Source organism: Microbacterium aoyamense (assembly GCF_023155855.1).
GTDB classification, from domain to species: Bacteria; Actinomycetota; Actinomycetes; order Actinomycetales; family Microbacteriaceae; genus Microbacterium; species Microbacterium aoyamense.
Window position 1 is genome coordinate 87,638 of the sequence record NZ_JAKNUT010000009.1, and the last position, 17,261, is coordinate 104,898.

Consider the following 17,261-nt stretch of genomic DNA (forward strand, 5'->3'; position numbering starts at 1 on the left):
CCTCAGGCGTCGGCGCGACGCCGGAGAGCGCCGAACGCGAGCATGCCGGCGACGGCACACATCGCGATGACCGTCGCGACGAACCATCCCCAGCCGACTCCGTGGAAGACGAAGCCGAGGCACCAGCCGAACAGACTCGAGCCGGCGTAGTAACCGAGGTAGTAGAGCGAAGACGCCTGCGCGCGCGCCTCGGGATCCGCCGCTGCCGGTGCCCACCCCGAGGCGATCGCGTGGGCGCCGAAGAACCCCGCGGTGAGGACGAGCAGTCCCGGGATGATGACGTACACCTGCGGCACGAGCAGGAGGGCCGATCCCGCCGCCATGATGGCCGTGGATCCGAGCAGCACGACGAGCCGCCCGTGCCGCGAGGCGAGGACGCCCGCCCACGGCGACGACACCGTGCCCGCGAGATAAGCGAGGAACAGAGGCGTGATGAGCGCCGTCGGCAGAGAGAAGGGCGGCTCGATGAGGTGGAAGCCCAGGTAGTTGTAGATCGCGACGAACGCCCCCATCAACAGGAACCCCTGCGCATAGAGCGCGAGCTGCGCGGGTGAGCGCAGATTGAGGCCCATGCGCCGGGCGATGCTCGGTCCGGCCGTCACCCGGAAGCGTCCGGGCACGAAGCCTCGCGCACGCGGGATCAGCCAGATGAACGCCACCGCCGAAGCCGCGCACACGGCGGCGGTCACCCACAGACCCGTCTGCCAATCGGCGAGGTCGCCGACCCAACCGGATGCCAGCCTGCCCGACATCCCCCCGACGGTCGTGCCGGCGATGTAGCTCCCGGCCGCGGCGGCGATGGCCCTGCCGTCGATCTCTTCGCTCAGATACGCGAGAGCGATCGCCGGGATCGCGGCCAGTGCGACTCCCTCGGCGGCGCGCACGACCAGGAGCACGGTGATGTCGGGGCTGAAGGGCGCGAGCGCGCCGAGCAGCGTGGCCGCGATCATCCCGATCGTCATGGCCTGCACGCGTCCGATCCGATCGGCCACGATCGACCAGGGGATGACGGCGACCGCGAGCCCCAGGGTCGCCGCCGACACCGCGAGCGCCGCCGTCGTGGGCGGCACGTCGAAGGCGTCTGAGATCTGCGGCAGCACCGCTTGGGGGCCGTAGAGCTGTGCGAAGGTCGCGATTCCGGCGAAGAACAGGCCCGCGAGCAGTCGTCGGTAGTCGCGGCTCCTCGGCAGGTGCCCCGAGAAGTCGTTCACCCTTCCCGACCCGGACGAGACCTCACTCCTCGAGGCTAGCGTCGGCCACGGCATCCGCGATCGCGCGCGTGAGCGACGACGTCGTGCCGCCGCCGCCGACGTCGGGGGTGAGGATGCCGGGCTCGGCGCGCTCGAGCACCGTGTCGATCGCGGCCAGGATCGCCGACGATGCGTCGGGATGCCCGAGGTGGTCGAGCATCATCGCACCGCACCAGATCTGACCGATGGGGTTCGCGATCCCCTTCCCCGCGATGTCGGGCGCTGACCCGTGGACGGGCTCGAACAGACTCGGGAAGAGTCCGTCGGGGTTGATGTTCGCGCTCGGCGCGACCGCGATCGTGCCGGTGCACGCCGGTCCGAGGTCGGAGAGGATGTCCCCGAAGAGATTGCTCGCGACCACGACGTCGAACCAGTCGGGGTGCAGGACGAAGTTCGCCGCGAGGATGTCGATGTGGAACTGGTCGCGCTCGACCTCCGGGAACTGCTCGCCCATCGCAGCGAACCGCTCGTCCCAGTACGGCATCGAGATCGTGATGCCGTTGCTCTTGGTGGCCGAGGTGATCTTGCGGCGCTCGCGTCGCGAGGCGAGCTCGAACGCATACCGCAGAACGCGGTCGACACCCGTCCGGGTCATGACGGTCTGCTGCACGACGACTTCGCGGTCGGTGTCATGGAAGATCTTGCCGCCGATGGACGAGTACTCGCCCTCCGTGTTCTCACGGACGACCACGAAGTCGATGTCGCCGGGGGCACGACCGACGAGAGGGCTCGGGATGCCGGGCAGCAACCGGCACGGTCTGAGGCTGATGTACTGGTCGAACCGGCGCCGGAACTGGATGAGGCTCCCCCACAGCGAGACGTGGTCGGGCACGACGTCGGGCCAGCCGACGGCTCCGAAGTAGATCGCATCGAACCCGCGCAGTGTCTCGAACCAGTCATCCGGCAGCATCGTGCCGTGAGCGAGCCAGTAGTCCGCAGATGCGAAGTCGAAGTGCTCGTACTCGAGCGGGACGTCGAAGCGCGCGGCCGCGGCATCCAGCACCTGCAGACCTGCAGGCACGACTTCCTTGCCGATGCCGTCTCCGGGGATCACCGCGATCCGATGGGGTCTGATGCTCACACCACGTTCCTCTCGGCGGGGTAGTGACACGCGACGCGATGACCGTCGCCGCGGTCGATGAGCCCGGGCACTTCGGCCGCGCACAGGTCGGTGGCCTTCCAGCAGCGCGTGCGGAACCGGCAGCCGGACGGCGGCGACACGGGGCTCGGCACGTCACCGGTCAGCACGATGCGTTCGCGCGCACGCTCGATGCGCGGGTCGGGCACGGGGATCGCTGAGAGGAGCGCCTGCGTGTACGGATGCATCGGGCGCTCGTACAGCAGATCGACCGGCGCCTCCTCGATCAGTCGGCCCAAGTACATCACCCCGACGCGGTCGCTGAGGTGCCGCACGACCGAAAGATCGTGGGCGATGAAGAGGTAGGTGAGCCCGAGGTCGCGCTGCAGGTCGTCGAGCAGGTTCAGGACGCCGGCCTGCACGCTGACGTCGAGTGCACTGACCGGCTCGTCGAGCACGATGACCTCGGGCTCGACGGCGAGCGCTCGGGCGATTCCGATGCGCTGCCGCTGCCCGCCCGAGAACTCGTGCGGGTATCGGTCCGCGTGCGCGGGGTTCAGGCCGACCATCTCGAGCAGCTCGAGCACGCGGGCGGAGTGGCTGCGTCGGTGCAGTCCGTGGATCGCGAGGGGCTCGGCGAGCGTGTCGCGCACCGACTTGCGCGGATTGAGCGACGCGTACGGATCCTGGAAGACGAACTGGATGCGGCGGCGCAGCCCGCGCAGGCGCGCGCCGTGCACCCGTGTGATGTCTGCGTCGTCGAGGCGGATCGTCCCCGCCGTCGAGGACTGCAGCTTGGCGACGGTACGACCGAGGGAGGACTTGCCGCATCCCGATTCGCCCACGAGTCCGAACGTCGTCCCGCCCGCGACGGAGAGGCTCACGTCCGAGACGGCGTGCACGATCTCGCGGCTCTTGCGGAAGAGCCCTCCGCCGACCGGATACTCCTTGACGAGGCCGTCGACCGTCAGTGACGTGCTCATTCCGCATCCTCCCGCCACTCGCCGACGCGCACGCAGCTCACGGTGTGAGTGCCCCCGACGTTCACCGGCGGCGGAACCACCGAATCGCAGCGCCCCGCGACGGCATGCGCGCAGCGCGGTGCGAAGCGGCATCCCTGCGGCCACTTCGTCGCCACCGGCGGCTGCCCGGGGATCTGGTACAGCCGCTCGTCTCGCGAGGAGCGCTGGTCGAGTCGCGGCATCGAGGCGAGCAGCCCCGCCGTATACGGGTGACCCGTTTCGTAGAACAGCGGATCGACATCGGCCGCCTCGACGACACCGCCGGCGTACATCACGAGGACACGGTCCGCGATGCCCGCGACGACGCCGAGATCATGCGTGATCACGACCACCGTCGTGCCCGTCCGACGCTGCACATCGCGCAGCACTTCGAGCACCTGGGCCTGCACCGTCACGTCGAGCGCGGTCGTCGGCTCGTCCGCGATCAGCAGGTCGGGTTCGTTCGCGATGCTCATCGCGATCATGACGCGCTGGCGCATTCCTCCCGAGAACTCGTGCGGATACCGCTCGATGCGCTTCTCGGGGGCGGGGATGCCGACGAGCTCGAGCAGCTCGATGGCCCGAGCGCGACGCTGCGTCTTCGTGGTCTCGGGACGGTGGACGCGCACGGCCTCGATGAGCTGCTCGCCCACCGTCGCGACGGGGTTCAGCGCCGTCAGCGCGTCTTGGAAGACGATCGCGACGTCATTGCCGCGGATCTCGCGCAGTTCGTCATCCGAGAGTCCGATGAGCTCTCGCCCGCGCAGGCGGATCGAGCCCGTGACGACGGCGCGCTTGGGAAGGATGCCCATGATCGCCATTGCGGTCATCGACTTGCCCGACCCGGACTCTCCGACGATGCCCAGCGTCTCACCGGTGCGCAGAGTGAACGAGACGTCCTCGATCGTGCGCGCCGTCCCGGCGTCCGAGGGGAACGAGACCGACAGGTTCTCGACTTCCAGCAGTGGTGCGCCGTCGTTCACAGGTTCTTCCCTTGCGGGTCGAGGGCGTCGCGGAGTCCGTCGCCGATGAAGTTGACGCACAGCACGGTCACCAGGATGAACAGGCCGGGGAAGTAGAGGAGGTACACCTGAGGCGTGCCGACGTAGCCGGCCGCCTGGCTGAGCATGGAGCCCCAACTGGTCTGGGGCGACTGCACACCGAACCCGAGGAAGCTCAGAGTCGACTCCGCGATGATCGCGGATGCGACCGCGAGGCTCATCGCGACGGCGATCACGCCCGCGAGGTTCGGCAGCAGGTGCGACAGGATGATCCGGGCGTTGGACGCACCGATGCCGCGGGCGGCTTCGACGAAGTCCTTCTCGCGCAGCGAGAGGACCTGAGCACGCACGACGCGAGCGATGTACGTCCAGCCGAGTGCCGTGAGGGCGAAGACGATCGTCGTGGGCGAGGGGCCGAGCCCTTGCACGATCACGGCCAGGAGCGCGATCGCCGGAACAATCAGGAAGAGGTCGGTGATGCGCATGACGAGTTCACCGATCCAACCGCCCGCGTACCCGGCGATGGCACCCAGGGCCGTGCCCACGAGCGTCGCGAGCAGCGCGACGAACAGACCGATCGCAAGGGAGACCTGCCCGGCGAAGAGGATCTCGCTCAGATAGTCGCGGCCGAGCTCGTCCGTGCCGAGCCAGTGCTCCGCCGAGGGGGCGGTCGGCCCGAGGAGGAGGTCCTGCTGACCCTGCGGATACGGTGCGATCCAGGGCGCGCCGAAGCACACCACGATGAGCAGCAGGAGGATGATCAGGCTCACGAGCGCGAGCCGATGATGGATGAAGCGACGGATCAGCTGGCGGGTCGAGCCTCCTGAGACCGGCTGCTCGGCGAGGAGTTCCTCGGTGCCGGTGAGTCCCGCGCCGCTCATGACAGCCTCACTCTCGGGTCGAGGACCGCATAGCCGATGTCGGCGACGAGGTTGCACAGCACGACCGCCACGGCGACGACGATCATCCACGGCAGCAGGACGAACACGTCACCGGCGACGAGAGACTGCAGGAAGAGCCTCCCCATCCCGGGGATCGCGAAGATCTGCTCCGTCACGACGAGCCCGCCGATGAGGATCGCGGCATCCAGCGCGACGACCGTCACGAAGGGCGCGAGCGAGTTGCGCACGGCGTGGCGCCAGATGATCCGCCGCCGCGGCACCCCTTTCGCCCGCGCCGTGCGCACGTAGTCACTCGAGAGCGAGTCGAGCATCGCGGCGCGGCCGAAGCGGCTCCACGACGCGACGAGCGCGATCATGAGCGCGGCGACCGGGAGGACGAGATGTCGGACGTAGTCGAGGACGCCCACCTCCGACACGGGCGGCAGTCCGATGAAGAAGAGCGGCGGCTCGTCGAGACCGAACGTCTCCTTCGGCCAGACCGCGAGCGCCTGGATCAGGATGAGACCGAACCAGAACGCCGGCATCGCGATGCCGATGTACGACGCGCCCGTGAAGATCTGGTCGCCCGCCGAGTACTGCCGCACGGCAGAGTAGACGCTGATCCCGCCGGCGACGAGGACGGCCACCACGAGCCCCCAGAAGGCGAGCTGCAGCGTGGGCCACAGCGCGTCACCGATGAGCGGCAGGACCGGGGTGCCCGTGCGCGAGCTGACACCCCAGTCCCCCGTGACGAAAGCCTTGAGCCAGAGGAAGTACTGCTCGAAGATCGATCGATCGAGGCCGAGTCGCTCGATCTCGCGCTGCAGCGCCGTCGGATCGGTCGTCTGCCGCAGCTTCGCGAGCGGGTCGAACGTCGAGCGGACGGCCCAGAAGAGGATGAAGGATGCGACCAGGATCACCGGAAGCGAGTACAGCACCCGCCGCGCGATGAAGCTGAACACGTCTGTCTCCTGAGCCCTGCCGCGGTCAGCCCGCGATGCCCCACGCGGCGAGGTTCCAGAACGGCCCCTCGATCGGGTTGATCTCGAGCGGTCCGCCGATCTTGTCACTCCACAGCAGCACGAGCGGCACCGTGTCGATCGGCAGCGACGGGACGTTCTCGGCGATCACGGCATCCGCCTCGTGGGCGATCTCGACGCGCTTGTCGACGTCGAGCTCGGTGTCGACCGCCGAGAGCAGCGGGTCGAGCTCGGGGATCGAGACGCGGTAGAAGTTGATGCCGGAGTACCCGTTGTCGGCTGACGGGATGTTGGACGAGAGGAACGACGAGCTCAGCGTCGGGTCCGGGAAGGTGTCGACGATCGCCCACAGGCCCGACTGGAAGTCGCCTTCGGGCGCCACCGTGCCGAACAGATCGGCCGGCGTGACGGAGTTGATCGTCATCTCGAATCCGGCCTCCGCGAGCTGCGACTGGAGCACCTGCGTCATGAGGTCGCGCCGTTTGTTGCCGGCGAGCGTCTCCATCGAGAAGCTCGCGGTCTTGCCGCCCTTCTCCCACACGTCGTCGGAGTTCTTGGTCCAGCCGTCATCCTCCATCAGCTCCGTGACCTTGTCGAGGTCGAGGGTGTACTGCGAGAAGTCGTCGGCGCCGTACGCCCCGACGATCGGCGTGTTGAAGCTCTGCTGCGGCTCGTCGACGCCGAGCGCTCCGAACATCCGCTCCACGACCGCCTGGCGGTCGATCGAGTACGCGACGGCCTGGCGCACAGCCTTCGAGTCGAACGGGAAGGCCTCGTTGTTGAACCAGACCGCCTCGAGCGACGCGCTGCGCGGATCGACCTGCGAGTTGATGCCGGGCAGCCCCGCATCGATCTGGCTGATCGCGTCGAGCTGCGGCGACGGGTAGAGCACGTCCACCTGACCGCTCTTGAGCGCCTGGAACGCGGCCGTCGTGTCCGGCAGGAACAGGTAGGTCACCTTGTCGAGGTTCGGCGTGTCTCCCCAGTAGTTCTCGTTGGGGACGAGCGTGGCCGACGTGCCGCGATCCCAGGACTCGATCTTCCACGGCCCCCCGCTCCAGTCGTAGCCGTCGGTCATCGCGGCGGCGCGGTCCTGGCCGTCGAGGATGTGCGCCGGCAGCACGCCGTACGTGCTGAACAGCGACCGCCATCCGGCGTAGGGGGTGTCGAGCGTCACGATCGCCGTCTTCGGGTCGGTCGTGTCGACCGCGGTGATCCGATCGAAGCCGGTCTTGTCGAAGATGTCGTCACCGTCGCGGATCTGGAGCGCCGTGTACTCGAAGTCCTTCGAGGTGATGGGCTCGCCGTCGGACCACACGGCGTCGGGGTTGATCTTGTACGTGATCGTCTGACCCGCGCCGCTGCTCTCGGCCACGGGCTCCTCGGCCATGAGCTCGGACGCGACCGGCGTCCAGACGTCGTCGACGAGCCGGGTGTTGAAGACGGTCGGAATCGTCGGCACCTGCATGATGTACGTGCCCCAGATCGACCCGGCGCAGGTGGCGATCCAGTCGACGCAGTCGGGCTCCTGCTCAGCGCCGATGACGACCTCGCCGCCCTGCGTGACGGGGGCGGGCGACTCGGACTCGGAGCCCGACCCGCCGGCGCTGCAGGCGGTCAAGGCGAAGACGGTCACGACGGCCGCCGTGACGAGGGTGAGGCTGTGGCGCGAGAACTTCGACATGGACTTCACTCCGTGATCGTGAGGTTGTGCGACGGTGCGGTCTACCTGATGCCAAGCGGCGGGTGGTCCGACTATAGGGCGGACCGAGAAGGTTTAGCAAGCGTTATAGTCAACGTTATTGATTAGTGATTCCAGCGACGCCCGGCGAGCGTACGCAGCGCGAGCTCCGTCATCCGTCGCTGGTCGTGTTCCAGGTTCTGCAGACCGGTCGGCTCATGGCCCCCGTCGAAGACGTCCATCACGACATCCCCACCCCGGTCGCCGAGCCCGTCGACGAAGCGCTGCACGCCGACGATCGGCGTCCGCGTATCGAGAGCGCCCTGATTGATCCACACAGACGCCGTGACGTCGTCGAGATAGCTGATCGCCGAGTATCGCTCGACCATCTCCGGCGGCACCCAGGTCGTCCAGACGCTGCGCACCGCGGGATTCATCTCGGCGATCGCCGCCGACCAATCCGCGACCGCGACGTGCGCGAGCCCGCCCGCGAACAGGTCGGGCAGGCGGCCGACACTGAGGAGCGTCATGTGGCCGCCGAAGGACGCTCCGGTGATGAAGGTGGATGCCGGATCCCCCAACCCCTGTGCGCGGAGATGCTCGATCGCGGCGGCGACGTCCTCGATCTCACGATCGCCGCCCGTGCCCCAGAACCCCTCGCGGAACGCCTGCCCGAACGTGACGGAGCCGCGGTAGTTGAGTGCGGCATAGGCGAATCCGGCATCCATCCACGCCTGCGCCGAGGGACTGTACTCGTCGACCCACACGAGGTTCGGTCCGCCGTGGATGTCGAGCACCGTGCCGAGCGCCTCGCCGTCGGGGCGCCCCACCCACAGCTGTACGCGCGTCCCGTCCGCACTGGTGACCATCGACGACGCGAGCGGCCGGCCGCCAGGCACTGCCGCGGGCGCGACGAGCTCGGTGAGCCGATCGCCGTCGTCCTGCAGAATGCTGAGGGGCGTCGCCCAGTCGGAGCGCACGACTCGGATCGCACCGTCCGGCGCGAAGGAGGACGCCCACTGGAAGGGATGCAGATCCGCGACGTCGGGATTGGCGAATGCTCCGCCCTCGGCGACGACTCGGACCTCGTCGCTCGCCTCGTGCAGTTCGAGCAGTCGATGGATGCCGTCCTCCACGTGCAGGGCGAGCACGCGCCCCGAGGACGCGTGCCAGTCGAGCGGGATGACCTCGCCGGAGAGGTCCGCGAGGGCGAAGTCACGGCGCTCCCCCGTCGTGTGATTCCAGATCGCGGGGCGGGCGAATCCGGTGCGCTCGGTGTTGACGAGGATCCGGGGGTCGTCGGCGACGGCAGAGAACCGGACCCCGCGCACGGGACCCGCGGGAAGGTCGTCCAGCACCCCGACGACCTCGCCTGACTCCGCCTCGACGACCGTCAGCGCGGCCCGGCGGATGCCGGGATTGTGGTCGGTCGTGTCGACGGACACGAGTGATCCGTCGGGTGAGATCTGGCCGTACCACGCTTCGATGGGGCTGCTGTAGACGGTGCGCGGCGGACCCCAGGGAGCGGCGGGGATCACGAGCACATGGAAGCCGTCCTCGTCGACGACGGTGACGACGATCGCACTCCCGTCGTGAGCGGCCTCGAGGCCGCGCAGCACGAACGGCAGCCTGCCGGGGGTCAGATCCACGACTCGCTCGCCGTCGACCGACACCGCGACGAGCGTGCCGACCTCGGAGCCGCCGCCGTCGTCGAGATCGATGACCCACTTCGCATCGGGGGTCAGGATCGCGCCGACCCCGACGGCGAACGGCAGGAGGGCCGAGGGCTCGTCCCCCGCCCGCCAGAGCCGGGCTCGCGAGCCGTCGGGATGATCCTCGATCAGCAGTGCGACGTCGTCCGGGCCGGCAGCCGGTCGCACCGTGAGAAGGAATGGCGTCTCGAACCGACGGGCGAGAGCGTGATCGAGCTCCGCGGGAATCGCATCCATCTGGGACCTCTCAACATGTCGAAGTCATGGTCAGGTGCGTTGACTATAGCAGTGGCTATACCTCGCCGACACGTGTCGCGGAGAATCAAGACCGTTGACTACGCTCAAGTCATCGGTGGGCTACGGTGAACACCAGCACCCCCGCTCAGACATCGGACGGAGCACGACGGATCAATGGCGAATCAGAAGGCTCCGGCATCCCGTTCCAAGGCCTCGACCGCTCCGACGCGCAAGCGCCGCGCGCGGGATTCGCTCAGCCGCGAGATCATCGTCGCCGCCGCCGACGCCGTCGTCCAGCGTGACGGCCTCGACCGCCTGACCTTCCAGGCGATCGGCGAGGAGCTCGACGCGCATCCGACGTCCATCTACCGCCACTTCCGCGACAAGGACGAACTCCTGCTCGCTCTGATCGACACCCTCCGAGCACGCAGCTACAGCGGAGCGATGATCGCGACGGATGACTGGATGGCAGACCTCCGCGCACAGGCGCACCTGATCCACGACCACTACATGCGCTACCCCGAGTTCGCGTTGCAGATGGCGCTTCGGCGCCCGACGGATTTCACCTCGATGGAGTTCTCGATCGGCGCGCTTCGCCGCGGAGGCTACGGGCCCGAGCAGGCCGCCATGTATGCACGCGCGCTCGGGCAGCTCGTGCGCTCGGCGAGCAGCATCCAAGCGGCCCTCAGCGCGCAACCCGACGACGTGCGCGACGCAGACGAGCTCACGTGGCAGCTGGATTATCGACGGCTCGGGGCGGACGATCACCCCAACATCGCGTGGGTGGGGCCGAATCTCCCCGGCATCCAGGATCCGCGAGCCTGGGAGACCGCGCTGGACCTGCTCCTGGAGAGCATCGAGCGCCACGCGCCCGGCCCCGCCTGAGTCAGGGATTCCAGCCGTCGATCATCCCGGCGACGAGTCGCGCGCGCTGCGAGATCGAGGCGAGGGATGCCCACTCGTGCTCGGCGTGCGCACCGTCCCCATCCGGACCCAGCCCGTCGAGCGTGGGCACGCCGAGCGCCGCCGTGAAGTTGCCGTCCGACGCACCCCCCACGGAGGCCGCGCGGAGTTCCCCATCGCCGAGCGCCGCTGTCACTTCGCGAGCGAGGGCGAGCAGGGCCGCGGAGGAATGCTCCTCCATCGGCGGGCGATTGATGCCTCCCGACAGGTCGATGCGCGCACGGGAGTCGACCGGCACGCGCGCCCGCAGCTCGCGGTCCACACGCTCCAGCTCGTCGACCGACCATCCGCGGACATCGATGCGCAGCGTCGCGTGCTCGGGGATGACGTTCGTGACCGTCCCCGCGTGCGCGACCGTGGGGCTCACGGTCGTGCCGAGGTCCGCGTCGGCGAGAGTCGTCACGTCGATGATCTGATGCGCGAGCTCGACGAGCGCATTGACGCCGTTCCACGGCTCGAGGCCCGCGTGCGCAGCGCGGCCGGTGACGTCGAGCGTGTACATGCTTCCGCCGCACCGCGCGATCTTCACGGCCCCGCCGAGGCTCGGCTCGAGCACGAGGACGGCTTCGGATGCCGACGCCTCGCTCTCGATCAGTCCACGGGACGTGAGCGAACCGACCTCTTCGTCACCGGTGATCAGCACGCCCACGTCATCGGTGCGACCGGCGAGTGCGAGCGCAGCGGCCATGGCCACGATCCCGCCCTTCATGTCGAAGACTCCGGGGCCGGTGCACCGGTCGCCGTCGAGAGCGAACGGCAGCCGATCGATCGTGCCCAGCGGCCACACCGTGTCGATGTGTCCGAGCAGCAGCACGCGCGGTCGCGCCGCCCCCCAGCGCGCGTGCACGACGCCGTCCACCGTGTGCGAGCGCACGGGACCCAGGAGCGGTGCGAGCCACTCGTCGACGAGTTCATACGCGGCGGAGATGCCGGCCGCGTGGCCGCTCGGCGTCTCGATCGAGACGAGCGCCTCGAGTCGTTCTGTCGCGTTCATCCGTCGACCCCGATCCGATCGAAGAAGTCATGCAGATGAAGGGCGCAGGCTTCCGGCGCCTCTTCCGGCACGTAGTGATCGGACGCGATGCCGGCACCCGACACGTCGCTCGCGTAGTCCGACCACACGCCGAGGACGTCGAAGTTGCGGCCGACGTAGCTGTCCGCACCCCACAGCGCGAGGACGGGCATCTCGAGTCGTGCGCCCCCCGCCGCATCGGCGCGGTCGAGGTCGAGATCGACGGATGCCGCGGCGCGATAGTCCGCGCACGTCGCCTCGATCACGCCGGCGCGCGTGAAGCACGCCAGGTAGCGGTCGAACACCTCGGGAGTCAGCGGATCACGCGTGGACCACCGGTGCACGAAGCGGCTCCGCAGCCACCGCTCCGGGTCGGCGCGGATGAGCCCTTCGGGAAGACCTCCGCCCAGCGCAAGGAAGAACCAGTGGAAGTAGCTCGTGGCCATCACACGGTCGACGTGGTCGAACATGTGCAGGGTCGGCACGACATCGATCACGGCGAGCGCGCGCACCCGCCCGGGAGCGTCCAGCGCCATGCGGTGGCCCACCCGTGCGCCACGATCGTGACCCGCGACGAAGAACTCGGCGAACCCGAGCCGGCCCATGACGGCGAGCTGATCCGCCGCCATCTCACGCTTCGAGTAGCGATCGCCCGACGGCGCATCCGACTGCCCGTAGCCGCGCAGGTCGGTCGCGACGACGGTGTACCGCTCGGCGAGGACGGGCGCGACGGCGTGCCACATGTCGCGCATCTCGGGATACCCGTGCAGCAGGAGCAGCGGCGGGCCGTCACCCAGAACGGTCGTCGCGATGCGCACACCATCGATGCCCTCGACGTACGCGGGCGGCTCTGCCAGCAGTTCCACGGCGATGATCTCGCTCTCAGTCAATGTCGTTGACTATTAGATTGCCTACGACCCGCTCGTGTCAATCCGCAGACCCGGCTGGCACCTCTCGCAGCCCGGTCCCGTTGCGTTCTGTGACGCCTTTCTGGACGCACTCCGGCATCCCGTCCAGCATTGCTCGCATGCCTCGACAGATCCGCTTCAACGCCTTCGACATGAACTGCGTCGCCCACCAGTCCTCAGGCCTGTGGCGGCACCCCGACGACCGCTCGCGTGACTACAACACGATCGAGTACTGGACCTCCCTCGCTCAGCTGCTCGAGAAGGGCCGGTTCGACGGGATCTTCATCGCCGATGTGCTGGGCACATACGACGTGTACGGCGGCAACGACGAAGCGGCGATCCGCCACGGCGCGCAGGTGCCCGTGAACGACCCCGTGCTCCTCGTCTCGGCGATGGCGGCCGTGACCGAGCACCTCGGATTCGGGGTCACGGCGGGTACCGCATACGAGCACCCCTACCCCTTCGCGCGACGCATGACGACGCTCGACCACCTCACGCGCGGCCGCGTCGGCTGGAACGTCGTGACGGGCTATCTGCCGAGCGCGGCACGCAACCTCGGCAACGAGGACCAGCTCGAGCACGACGACCGCTACGACCACGCGGACGAGTACCTCGAGGTGCTCTACAAGCTGTGGGAGGGCTCGTGGGAGGATGACGCGGTCGTCTTCGATCGTGAGACCGGCGTCTTCACCGACCCGACGAAGGTGCACCACATCGGCCACCAGGGCAAGCATTTCACGGTGCCCGGCATCCACATCTCCGAGCCGTCGCCCCAGCGCACGCCCGTCATCTACCAGGCGGGCGCGTCACCGCGCGGCGTCGCCTTCGCCGCCGGCAACGCCGAGGCGATCTTCGTCGCAGCGCCGACGCGAGAGGTGCTGAAGGCGACGGTCGGCCGCATCCGCGATGCCCTCGAAGCCGCCGGACGCGACCGCTACTCCGCCCGCATCTACACGCTGCTCACGATCGTCACCGACGCGACGCCCGAGGCCGCACAGGCGAAGTACGCGGACTACCGCCGCTACGCGAGCGACGAGGGTGCGCTCGTGTTCATGTCGGGCTGGATGGGCATCGACCTGTCGCAGTACGACCTCGACGAGCCCGTGGGCAACGTGCCGTCGAACGCGATCCGCTCCGTGATCGCGAACTACGAGGAGTCCGCTGCGAACGGCGAGACCTTCACCGTGCGCGACATCGCCGAGGGCGGCGCGATCGGCGGACTCGGTCCCACGATCGTCGGCTCCGGCGAGGAGATCGCGGATCTGCTGCAGGACTGGGTCGAGTACACCGATGTCGACGGCTTCAACCTCGCGTACGCCATCACGCCCGGCACGTTCGAGGACATCGTCGAGCACGTGGTCCCGGTTCTGCAGGCGCGCGGGGTGTACCCGACCGAGTACGCCGACGGCACACTGCGCGAGAAGCTGCACGGGCGCGGTGACCGCCTGCCCGAGGAGCACCGCGGGGCGGGATTCCGGGTGGGAGCGCGCGCCGCCGTCTAGTGCGAATCGGCCCGGTACCGCGTGCGGCCGGCCACGATCGTCTCGACCACCCGCGTACTCAGCAAGGCCGCGTCGCCGTCGCGGAACGGATCCGCGTCGAGTACGACGACGTCGGCGGCGAAGCCGGGCGCGATGCGTCCTCGCCACGCACCGTCGCCCATCGAGGCTGCGGCATCCCGCGTCGCATGCCCGATCGCGCGCTCCAGCGGCAGAGCGTACTGCGGCTGGAGAGCACCGACCGAGGGATCGAGGGCAGACGCCCGCGTCGCCGCGACGTACATGTTCGCGAGCGCTTCGTACGGCGCGGTCGGGGCATCCGTCGAGAACGCCAGCAACGTGCCCGCGTCTTCGTATTCCGGCCACGGGAAGGCACGCTCGACGCGCTCGTCGCCCAGCATCTCGGCCCAGTTCGCGAAGATGGCCGGGTCGGAGTGCACGGGCTGCATCGACGCCGTGACCTCGAGCCGCGCCATGCGCTCGGCGGTGCCGGGCGCCGCGTATTCGAGGTGCTCGATGCGGTGGCGGCGCGCGCGGTCGCCGTTGATCACCGTCGCCTGCTCGATCGCGTCGAGGGCGAGGTCGATCGCCCGGTCACCGATCGCGTGCAGGGCGACCTGGAGTCCGGCCGCGTCGGCGGCGGCCACGACCGGCACGAGTCGCTCCAGCGACCAGATCGGCTCGGCGTTGGATCCGTCGGAGTAGGGATGCCGCATCGCGGCCGTGCAGGCGTCGATGACGCCGTCGAGCACGAGCTTGATCCCGACGACGCGCAGCCACGGCGTCGACGGCTGCGCGGCGAGCTCGATGGCCCGCTGCACCTGCGCGACGTTCGCGGCGTCGTCGGACTCATTGCCGACGAACCAGTGCGCCGCGACGCGGAGGGGAAGCTCGCCGCCGCGCGCGTCCAGCGCCCGCTGCATCGCGGCGAGACCCCACTCGTCGAGCATCATGTCCACGGCACCGGTCACGCCCGCAGCCAGGTATGCGTCGATCGCCCGCGCCAGATCGCGGTCGCGATCGGCATCCGTCGTCGTCTCCTCGCGATGGGTCCACACGTGCTTCGTCGCCGCCGTCTCGAGCAGGAGCCCCGTCGGCTCGCCCTCGGCATCGCGCACGATCTCGCCGCCGTGCGGGTCGGGCGTCTCGCGCGTGACCCCGATCGCGGCCAGCGCGGCGGAGTTGAGCCAGCACGAGTGGTAGTCGTTGGCGTCGAGGAAGACGGGGATGTCGGAGACGACGGCGTCGATCATGGCGGCCGTGGGCCGACCGCCAGGGATCGCGTCGAACAGCCAACCCCTGCCGACGAGAGCGGTCGCCTCGGGCGCCGCCGCGCGTGCGGCGCGGAGTGCGTCCTGGATCTCGTCGAGCGACTTGGCGAACGTGAGCGGGATCTGACCGAGCGAGGCGCCCATCATCAGGAGGTGCGTGTGCGCGTCGACGAACCCGGGCAGCACGAGCCGGCCCTCGAGGTCGACGGTGCGCTCGGCCGGCGGGGCATCCGCCTCGCCTCCGACCCAGTCGATCGTCTCACCGTCGACCGTGAACGCCGACGCCCAGGAGTCGTTCGAGTCGGGGGCCGCGGTGAAGACGCGGGCGTTGCGGTAGAGGACGGTCATCGGAGCGACTCCTTGCCGAGCGACGTGCTCATCAGCCCCCAGTACAGCAGGGCTGCGACGGCCATGCCGACGGGCACGGACAGATCGATGTAGCCGGTCGCCTGGGCGATCGGTCCCGCCCACACGTCGGTCGAGAGGCAGAGCGCGGTGAGCAGCCCGCCGACCAGGAGCGCCGTGAGGCCGGGGATCGACCATCCGCCGGTGTACCAGAACGGCCCCGCGCGGCGCACGTCGAAGAGGGCGAGGCCGTCGTAGGCGAACCGACGGCGCAGCACGTCGACGACGTAGATCGCCATCGCGGGGGCCGAGACCACCACGAGGAACTGCATCATGAGGTTCACGGCATCCAGGAACGACGACGACAGCACGAGGTAGATCGTGAGCGCCGTGCCGACGATGCCCACGATGATGGTGGCGGGGATGCGACGCAGACGCAGACCGACGGCTTGCAGCGACATGCTCGACGTGTAGGCGGTCATCGCGTTGAGCGCGATGGTGTTGAGGACCACGCCGATGACGAGGATCGGACCGAGCCAGATCGGCAGCATGTCGAACAGCGCCGCGTCGATGCCGACGTCGAATCCGTCGGCGCCGATCGCCGTCGCGAGGAGCGCGCCGACCGACGTGAAGACGAACGTCGGGATCGCGCCGCCGAGGCCCGTCGCGGCGATGATGTGCGACGGCTTCGTCGAGCGGGGCAGGTAGCGGGCGATGTCGGGGCTGTTGATGTACGAGAGCGGCCCCGACGCGAGGATCGTGAAGCCGATCGAGATCGACGACCACAGCGCGACTCCCGAGAGCGGCGTCGGCGAGGCGTACTGCCAGTTGACCGCGGGCAGGATGAAGGCCGTCACGAGCATGAAGATGACGGCGAGCGCGAGCGCGATGATCGGGTACACCCGCAGGATCAGCCCGTGCCCGAAGATCGCGACGTAGATCGTGATGAACGAGACGACGAGTGTGACCCCGACGGGCACCCAGATCGGATCGTCGATCCCGATCCGCCGCAGCAGGTCGGCCCCCATGAACGACGAAGCGAGCCACGTCAGCGACAGGAACACCGCGCCGATGAACCAGCCGACGAAGGCGACGAAGATGCGGTTGCCGAAGAGTCCGTACATCGCGCGGGTCACGACGGATCCCGACGTGCCCGCCGCCGGCCCGCTCACCGCGATGACGCCGGGGAGGACCCACAGCAGGCACGCGGCGGCGATCACCAGGAACGCCTGCCACAGCTCGAGACCGAGCAGGATGAGCGTCGCCCCGATCGTGAAGTTCAGGATGCTGAAGTTCGGCGCGGCCCAGATGAAGAAGAGATCCCGTGCGCGGCCGTGGCGCTCGGAGTCGGGGACGAGCTCGATCCCCCTCGTCTCGGGCTGCGAAGCGGTATCCGCGTACTCAGCGGTGGTGTGCGAACGCGACATGCGCACCCTTTCGAG

14 protein-coding genes are annotated in these 17,261 nt (G+C 69.0%); 2 read left to right on the forward strand and 12 right to left on the reverse strand.

The genetic code is table 11. The annotated features are described in order from the left end of the window. Positions 1 to 2 precede the first annotated feature (2 nt). The 8 genes from MA876_RS18520 to MA876_RS18555 form a co-directional block, all read right to left on the reverse strand. Positions 3 to 1,211 (reverse strand): MFS transporter, encoded by a 1,209-nt coding sequence (locus tag MA876_RS18520; protein ID WP_248152930.1) that lies wholly within the window; start codon positions 1,209 to 1,211, stop codon positions 3 to 5. Between the two features lie 22 nt (positions 1,212 to 1,233). Beyond that, positions 1,234 to 2,331, reverse strand: coding sequence for a tartrate dehydrogenase (locus tag MA876_RS18525; protein WP_248152932.1), 1,098 nt, complete (start codon positions 2,329 to 2,331; stop codon positions 1,234 to 1,236). Beyond that, a complete protein-coding gene (locus MA876_RS18530) occupies positions 2,328 to 3,311 on the reverse strand; it encodes an ABC transporter ATP-binding protein (protein ID WP_248152933.1) in 984 nt (327 codons plus the stop codon). The genes MA876_RS18525 and MA876_RS18530 overlap by 4 nt, the downstream gene beginning before the upstream one ends. After that, a complete protein-coding gene (locus tag MA876_RS18535; protein WP_248152934.1) occupies positions 3,308 to 4,312 on the reverse strand; it encodes an ABC transporter ATP-binding protein in 1,005 nt (334 codons plus the stop codon). Before MA876_RS18535 ends, MA876_RS18530 begins: the two co-directional genes overlap by 4 nt. Next, positions 4,309 to 5,211: an ABC transporter permease gene (locus MA876_RS18540; RefSeq protein ID WP_248152935.1), complete on the reverse strand. Its 903-nt coding sequence runs from the start codon at positions 5,209 to 5,211 to the stop codon at positions 4,309 to 4,311. Before MA876_RS18540 ends, MA876_RS18535 begins: the two co-directional genes overlap by 4 nt. After that, positions 5,208 to 6,173 (reverse strand): ABC transporter permease, encoded by a 966-nt coding sequence (locus MA876_RS18545; protein ID WP_248152940.1) that lies wholly within the window; start codon positions 6,171 to 6,173, stop codon positions 5,208 to 5,210. Before MA876_RS18545 ends, MA876_RS18540 begins: the two co-directional genes overlap by 4 nt. 25 nt (positions 6,174 to 6,198) lie before the next feature. Then, entirely contained in the window at positions 6,199 to 7,875 is a 1,677-nt protein-coding gene (locus MA876_RS18550; protein ID WP_248153012.1) for an ABC transporter family substrate-binding protein, read from the reverse strand. 122 nt (positions 7,876 to 7,997) lie between these two features. After that, on the reverse strand, positions 7,998 to 9,821 hold the full coding sequence (locus tag MA876_RS18555; RefSeq protein ID WP_248152942.1) for an alpha/beta hydrolase family protein: 1,824 nt from the start codon (positions 9,819 to 9,821) through the stop codon (positions 7,998 to 8,000). 174 nt (positions 9,822 to 9,995) lie between these two features. On the opposite strand from MA876_RS18555, the gene MA876_RS18560 reads away from it, so the two are divergent. Next, positions 9,996 to 10,706, forward strand: coding sequence for a TetR/AcrR family transcriptional regulator (locus MA876_RS18560; protein WP_248152943.1), 711 nt, complete (start codon positions 9,996 to 9,998; stop codon positions 10,704 to 10,706). Between the two features lies 1 nt (position 10,707). Here MA876_RS18560 and MA876_RS18565 read toward each other — a convergent pair whose 3' ends face one another. After that, positions 10,708 to 11,778 carry a M20 family metallopeptidase gene (locus MA876_RS18565; RefSeq protein ID WP_248152944.1) on the reverse strand — a complete coding sequence of 357 codons (1,071 nt, stop codon included), beginning with the start codon at positions 11,776 to 11,778 and terminating at the stop codon, positions 10,708 to 10,710. Then, positions 11,775 to 12,686 carry an alpha/beta hydrolase gene (locus MA876_RS18570; protein WP_248152945.1) on the reverse strand — a complete coding sequence of 304 codons (912 nt, stop codon included), beginning with the start codon at positions 12,684 to 12,686 and terminating at the stop codon, positions 11,775 to 11,777. Before MA876_RS18570 ends, MA876_RS18565 begins: the two co-directional genes overlap by 4 nt. Positions 12,687 to 12,823: 137 nt before the next feature. On the opposite strand from MA876_RS18570, the gene MA876_RS18575 reads away from it, so the two are divergent. Beyond that, entirely contained in the window at positions 12,824 to 14,206 is a 1,383-nt protein-coding gene (locus tag MA876_RS18575; RefSeq protein ID WP_248152947.1) for an LLM class flavin-dependent oxidoreductase, read from the forward strand. Here MA876_RS18575 and MA876_RS18580 read toward each other — a convergent pair. Beyond that, a complete protein-coding gene (locus MA876_RS18580; protein WP_248152950.1) occupies positions 14,203 to 15,822 on the reverse strand; it encodes an amidohydrolase in 1,620 nt (539 codons plus the stop codon). The genes MA876_RS18575 and MA876_RS18580 overlap by 4 nt on opposite strands. Beyond that, positions 15,819 to 17,246: a purine-cytosine permease family protein gene (locus tag MA876_RS18585; RefSeq protein ID WP_248152955.1), complete on the reverse strand. Its 1,428-nt coding sequence runs from the start codon at positions 17,244 to 17,246 to the stop codon at positions 15,819 to 15,821. The genes MA876_RS18580 and MA876_RS18585 overlap by 4 nt, the downstream gene beginning before the upstream one ends. Positions 17,247 to 17,261: the final 15 nt, after the last annotated feature.

What these genes read in the sequence shown, in the direction of transcription:
- MA876_RS18530 (WP_248152933.1), bottom strand. Translation starts at nt 3,311, where the DNA reads ATGAGCACGTCACTGACGGTCGACGGCCTCGTCAAGGAGTATCCGGTC.
- MA876_RS18540 (WP_248152935.1), bottom strand. Translation starts at nt 5,211, where the DNA reads ATGAGCGGCGCGGGACTCACCGGCACCGAGGAACTCCTCGCCGAGCAG.
- MA876_RS18550 (WP_248153012.1), bottom strand. Translation starts at nt 7,875, where the DNA reads ATGTCGAAGTTCTCGCGCCACAGCCTCACCCTCGTCACGGCGGCCGTC.
- MA876_RS18555 (WP_248152942.1), bottom strand. Translation starts at nt 9,821, where the DNA reads ATGGATGCGATTCCCGCGGAGCTCGATCACGCTCTCGCCCGTCGGTTC.
- MA876_RS18560 (WP_248152943.1), top strand. Translation starts at nt 9,996, where the DNA reads ATGGCGAATCAGAAGGCTCCGGCATCCCGTTCCAAGGCCTCGACCGCT.
- MA876_RS18565 (WP_248152944.1), bottom strand. Translation starts at nt 11,778, where the DNA reads ATGAACGCGACAGAACGACTCGAGGCGCTCGTCTCGATCGAGACGCCG.
- MA876_RS18575 (WP_248152947.1), top strand. Translation starts at nt 12,824, where the DNA reads ATGCCTCGACAGATCCGCTTCAACGCCTTCGACATGAACTGCGTCGCC.
- MA876_RS18580 (WP_248152950.1), bottom strand. Translation starts at nt 15,822, where the DNA reads ATGACCGTCCTCTACCGCAACGCCCGCGTCTTCACCGCGGCCCCCGAC.
- MA876_RS18585 (WP_248152955.1), bottom strand. Translation starts at nt 17,246, where the DNA reads ATGTCGCGTTCGCACACCACCGCTGAGTACGCGGATACCGCTTCGCAG.